We start from the raw sequence: 2,855 nt of genomic DNA, 5'->3' as shown, positions 1-2,855 counted from the left end.
CGCGGTGGTGGTCGGCGGCACCAGCCTGTTCGGCGGCCGCGGCGGCATCGGCAACACCATCATCGGCCTGTTCATCCTCGGCGTGCTGAACAACGGGCTGGACCACATCAACATCGACAGCTTCCTGAAGATCCTGATCCGTGGCCTGATCCTGCTGGCGGCGCTGGTCATCAATGTCTACGCCCAGCGGCTGCGGTCGACGAGCACCGCCGGCAAGGCGGGCTGAGGCTCCCGTTGACCCCCTGGCCCGCGCCTCCTACTGTGCCGCCATCGCGCAGCTGGTTCCCCGAGGGCGGACGCCTGAGGGGATGAAAAGGGAACGCGGGACGGTCGATCCTTGTGGGAGACCTGATCCGCGGCTGCCCCCGCAACTGTAGGCGGCGAGCCCAACTCCGACAGCCACTGGCCCCGATGGGCCGGGAAGGCGGAGGCAGGCGATGACCCGCGAGCCAGGAGACCTGCCAGCGAGGCGATGCGTGCGAACCGCCGGGCGGGGTGAACCGGTGGCGCGGGATGCATGGCGCCCTTGGTGTGCCTTCCACCGCATCCGGCGTCCGATTGCCCTGGCCGGTCGACCGGAAGGGCGAGGGCGTGAAGCATCGACGTATCAGTGGCTGAGCCTCTGCCGGCAGCGACGCTGGTGCTGGGCGGCGCCCGGTCGGGCAAGAGCCGCCATGCCGAGGCGCTGGTCGAAAGCCAGCCCGGCGCCTGCATCTACCTGGCGACCGCCGAGGCCTGGGATGCCGAGATGGTCGAGCGCATCTCTCTCCACCAGGCACAGCGCGGCTCGCGCTGGCGTACGGTCGAAGCACCGCTCGACCTGGTCGAGGTGCTGGCGGCGCAGGCCGGCCCCGGCCGCGCCGTGCTGGTCGACTGCCTGACCCTGTGGCTGTCCAACCTTATGCATGCCGATCGCGACATCGCCGCCGAGACCGACCGGCTGGTGCAATGGCTGGCGGCGCCGCCGGGACCCGTCGTCCTGGTCTCAAACGAGGTCGGGCTCGGCATCGTCCCTGACAACGCCCTGGCCCGCGCCTTCCGCGACCATGCCGGGCGCCTGCACCAGGCCGTGGCGTCCGTCGTGCCCTCCGTCGTCTTCATCGCCGCCGGCCTTCCCCTGACCCTGAAATCCGCCTGAGAGAAACCCGCATGCCCGCCAAGATCCCCGCCACCGTCATCACCGGCTTCCTCGGCGCCGGCAAGACCACGCTGATCCGCCACCTGCTGCAGACCGCGAATGGCCGCCGGCTGGCCCTGATCATCAACGAATTCGGCGATGTCGGCGTCGATGGCGACCTGCTGCGCAGCTGCGGCGACGCCACCTGCCGGGAAGAGGACGTGGTGGAGCTGGCCAATGGCTGCATCTGCTGCACCGTGGCCGATGATTTCATCCCGACCATCGAGAAGCTGCTGAACCGAGCCGACCCGCCGGAGCACATCGTGATCGAGACCAGCGGCCTGGCCTTGCCCAAGCCGCTGATCAAGGCCTTCGGCTGGCCGGAGATCCGCACCCGGGTCACGGTCGACGGCGTCATCACCGTGATCGACGGCGCCGCGATGTCGGAAGGCCGTTTCGCGCTGGATGAAGACGCGCTGGCCGCCCAGCGCGCGGCGGATGAAGGGCTGGACCATGACAACCCGCTGGAGGAGCTGTTCGAGGACCAGCTGGCCTGCGCCGACATGGTGATCCTGAACAAGACCGACCTGCTGGACGACGCGGGCATGGCGACGGTGTCGGCCGATCTCGCGGCACAGCTGCGGCCGGGCGTGAAGGTGGTCAAGGCCCGGCACGGCGCCATCGACGCCGCGGTGCTGCTGGGCCTCGGCGCCGCCGCGGAAGACGATCTGGCGGCGCGCCCCTCCCATCACGACACGGAGGAGGAGCACGACCACGATGATTTCGAGAGCTTCCACGTCGATCTCGGCGTCGTGGCCGATCCGGACGCCCTGGCCGCGAAGCTGAAGCCGGTGATCGAAGCGCATGACATCCTGCGCCTGAAGGGTTTCGCCGCGGTCGAGGGCAAGCCGATGCGGCTCGTGGTCCAGGCGGTCGGCGGCCGGATCCAGCATTACTACGACCGCCCGTGGCGTGCCGACGAGGCCCGCGGCACCACCCTGGTGGTGATCGGCGAACGCGGCCTCGACCGTGCCGCCATCACCGCATCGCTCGCGGCCTGATGCATCTCCTCGCCACCCAGCCGGGCAGCGTCGCCGACGGGTCGGAGGCGGTCGATCTCGGCCAGAGTCCGGGCGACATCGTCGTCCTGACCGCGGCCGACACCGAACTCGCCTGCCTGTCGGCGGCCCGGTCCGGGTTCGGCGAGGATTTCCCGGCGGTGCGTCTGGCCAACCTGCTGCAGCTCGGCCACAACCTGTCGGTCGACACCTATGTCGACGATGTGGTCAGCCGGGCGAAGCTGGTGGTGGTGCGGCTGCTCGGCGGCGCCGGCTATTGGCGCTACGGCATCGAACAGGTGCACGCCGCCTGCCGGCGCGGGGGCATCGCCCTGGCCGTGCTGCCGGGCGACGATAAGCCGGATGCCGATCTCGATGCGCTGTCGACCGTGCCGGAGGAGGCGCGGGGCAGGCTGTGGCGCTACCTGGTCGAAGGCGGCATCGAGAACGCCCGCGGCTTCCTGGCCTATGCCGCGACGCTGATCGGCCGCGACCTGCAATGGGCCGAAGCCCGGCCGCTGCTGCGCGCCGGGCTATACTGGCCGGATTTGCGCCACCCGTCCTATGCCGAGATCGCCGGGCGGTGGCCGGGCGACGCGCCCGTCATCGGCCTCGTCTTCTACCGGGCCCTGGTGCAGGCGGGGAACCTGGCGCCGGTCGATGCGCTGGTCGCGGCGCTG

At 70.4% G+C, this 2,855-nt stretch carries 3 protein-coding genes, 1 pseudogene and 1 riboswitch; all 4 genes and pseudogenes read left to right on the top strand.

All coding sequences use genetic code 11. The features are described 5' to 3' along the window. Positions 1 to 226, top strand: a pseudogene (locus AC3XYG_RS33230) (hypothetical protein); the annotation flags it as partial. A 36-nt stretch (positions 227 to 262) separates the two neighbouring features. Next, positions 263 to 480: riboswitch (cobalamin riboswitch) on the top strand. Positions 481 to 610: 130 nt separating this feature from the next. After that, the gene (gene cobU, locus AC3XYG_RS33225) at positions 611 to 1,138 is read left to right on the top strand and encodes a bifunctional adenosylcobinamide kinase/adenosylcobinamide-phosphate guanylyltransferase (RefSeq protein ID WP_489144168.1); all 528 of its coding nucleotides are present in this window, start codon (positions 611 to 613) and stop codon (positions 1,136 to 1,138) included. A gap of 11 nt (positions 1,139 to 1,149) precedes the next feature. Beyond that, a complete protein-coding gene (gene cobW / locus AC3XYG_RS33220; protein ID WP_489144167.1) occupies positions 1,150 to 2,178 on the top strand; it encodes a cobalamin biosynthesis protein CobW in 1,029 nt (342 codons plus the stop codon). Next, the coding region (locus AC3XYG_RS33215) for a cobaltochelatase subunit CobN (RefSeq protein WP_489144166.1) at positions 2,178 to 2,855 on the top strand (678 nt) is incomplete at its 3' end. The genes cobW and AC3XYG_RS33215, both read left to right, overlap by 1 nt.

The organism is Inquilinus sp. (genome assembly GCF_057815775.1).
This window is presented reverse-complemented; position numbering and strand designations above follow the sequence as displayed.